Origin of the sequence: Phocaeicola faecium (genome assembly GCF_014837055.1) — a bacterium.
GTDB classification, from domain to species: Bacteria; Bacteroidota; Bacteroidia; order Bacteroidales; family Bacteroidaceae; genus Phocaeicola; species Phocaeicola gallinarum.
Window position 1 is genome coordinate 1 of sequence record NZ_JACSPQ010000052.1, and the last position, 2,233, is coordinate 2,233.

Annotated in this window: 2 protein-coding genes; one reads left to right on the forward strand and one right to left on the reverse strand. The window is 65.7% G+C overall.

Going from position 1 to position 2,233, the window contains the following annotated elements; all coding sequences use genetic code 11:
- Positions 1-345, reverse strand: a 345-nt coding sequence (locus tag H9626_RS15815; protein WP_262892003.1) for an ATP-binding protein, incomplete at its 3' end; no start/stop codon positions are given.
- 287 nt (positions 346-632) lie between these two features.
- Between H9626_RS15815 and H9626_RS15820 the strand changes: the two genes are divergently transcribed.
- Positions 633-2,027 (forward strand): IS3 family transposase, encoded by a 1,395-nt coding sequence (locus H9626_RS15820; RefSeq protein ID WP_497801160.1) that lies wholly within the window; start codon positions 633-635, stop codon positions 2,025-2,027.
- Positions 2,028-2,233 lie beyond the last annotated feature (206 nt).

A 2,233-nucleotide genomic window follows, 5' to 3' on the forward strand; every position in this document is an offset into this window, starting at 1 on the left:
GGCCAGATACGGGTATTCGTCAATGACCAGGATGAGACGATCGCGTTCGGCCATGCGGAACACATCCTCGAACGCATCCCTGTAGTCCTCATACACGGGCGAGCCCACGCTGTTCAGCCCGTTGCGGTACCGCGCGATGCTGGCGCTGAGCCCTTTAAGGTTGCGTTCAGCGCCGTTCTCGGTGGCGGTATAGAAGATGGCGGGCTTGTCTTGAACGAATCGATTGATCAGAGCCGTTTTGCCGATCCGGCGACGCCCGTACACAACGACGCGCTCGAACTTCCCACTATCATAACGGCGCTGCAGCATCTGCAACTCGGTCTCACGTCCGATAAACCCCACCATGATGCAGCCTTTCTGCAAGTACAATACTTAGTATCATACTTTATAGTATTGTACTTTTATAAAATTGCGTCCCGCGTAACCAGGAAACCCACAAACGCAACCGCAAACGAGGCCGCCCGACCCCACTCCCCACCCCGACACGCCCGGCCTGCGCGGACTCTGACACATCGTGACCGTGATACATTCCACAAAACGTTGAAATGGGGGTGGTGACGGAAAGTTGGACTCCTTGGTGTGGAGGAGTGTGGTTTGTGGCGTCGTATACGTGGGAGCAGAAGGTGCGTGCGGTGGAGCGTTATCTGTCGTGCGGTGGCCGCGCGTTGGACGTGATACGGGAGTTGGGGTATCCGGGGTGTGTCGGGTCTCTGCTCAGGTGGGTGCGCGCGATGGCGCCGGGAGGCCGGGAGGCCGTGCGCCGGCGTCCGGTGCCGCGGGGCGTGCGCGAGGCGTTGCTGGAGGCGTGCGCGAGCGGGGCGATGACGCAGACCGAGGCGGCGGGTCTGGCGGGCGTGGACCCGTCGGCCGTGGCACACTGGAAGCGCAGGATGTCGCTCGAGGGACGGGAGCCGGTGATGCGTGACGGGGATGCGCCCATGGACGCGCGCGTCGAGTTGGAGCGGGTGCGCGTCGAGTTGGAGCGGGCGCGTGCCGAGCTGGAGCGGACGCGGGCCGAGCTGGCCGCGCTGGCCGCCGGTCTGGAGCGGGACCGGGCCGAGAGCCGGGAGCTGGGGATCGAGCTGGCGTTGCGCCGGGGCGCGTTGGAGCTGGTGGGAAAAGGGCGGGGCGCAGACCCGGAAAACCTGACCAGAAGGGAGAAGGCGATACTCGTCAGGGGGACGTCTGAGGCGTTCGGCCTGCCCGTCGCGGTCCTGCTGGCCCGTGTGGGGCTGGCGCGCAGCACGTACTTCCACCAGCTGCGCGCGATGGCCAGGCCGGACCGCGACGAGGGGCTGCTCGCCCTGGTGCGGGAGGCGTTCGAGAACAGCGGCCGCCGCTACGGGTACCGGCGGGTGTGGCTCGAGCTGCGGGGCGCGGGGATCGTCGTGTCCGCGAAGAGGGTCATGCGGCTGATGACCCGGCACGGGCTCGTTCCCCCGCTCAAACGGGCGCGCCGCTATAGCTCGTACAGGGGCGAGATCGGCGGCGAGGCGCCCGCGAACCTCGTGAACCGGGACTTCCACGCCGAGGCGCCGAACCGCCTGTGGGTCACGGACATCACCGAGTTCCGCATCCCCGCGGGCAAGGCGTACCTGTCGCCGGTGATCGACTGCTGTGACGGGATGCCGGTGGCCTGGACCATCGGCACCAGGCCGGACGCCGAGCTGGCCAACCGGATGCTGCGCGAGGCGTGCTCCACGCTCGGGGACGGCGAGCGTCCGGTCATCCACAGCGATCGAGGCTGCCACTACCGGTGGCCCGGATGGATCGGCATCTGCGAGGAGCACGGGCTGACGCGTTCCATGAGCGCGAAGGGCTGCAGCCCCGACAACGCGGCCGCGGAAGGGTTCTTCGGCCGGCTCAAGCAGGAGTTCTTCCACGAACGGGACTTCACGGGCGTGAGCATGGACGAGTTCATCCGGCGACTGGACGAGTACATGGTCTGGTACCGGGACGAACGCATCAAGCTCGAGTACGGCACCAGCATCACCCGCCGAAGACACCAGCTCGGGCTCGTGGCATAATCGAAGAACAAGGACAACCGGAGTCCAACAAAACGTCACCACCCCCATAACGCCAGTCTCTGAAAGTGTCAGAGTCACAAAAGTGTCAGAGTCCGCACAGGCCGGGCGTGTCTCAGTGCTCGTCGGGGACGAACGACTCGAAGATGTGGTGATCGAACCAAGCGTCGCATTCGGCCACCTCGTCGCGGCTGCGCACGGTCCAGGAG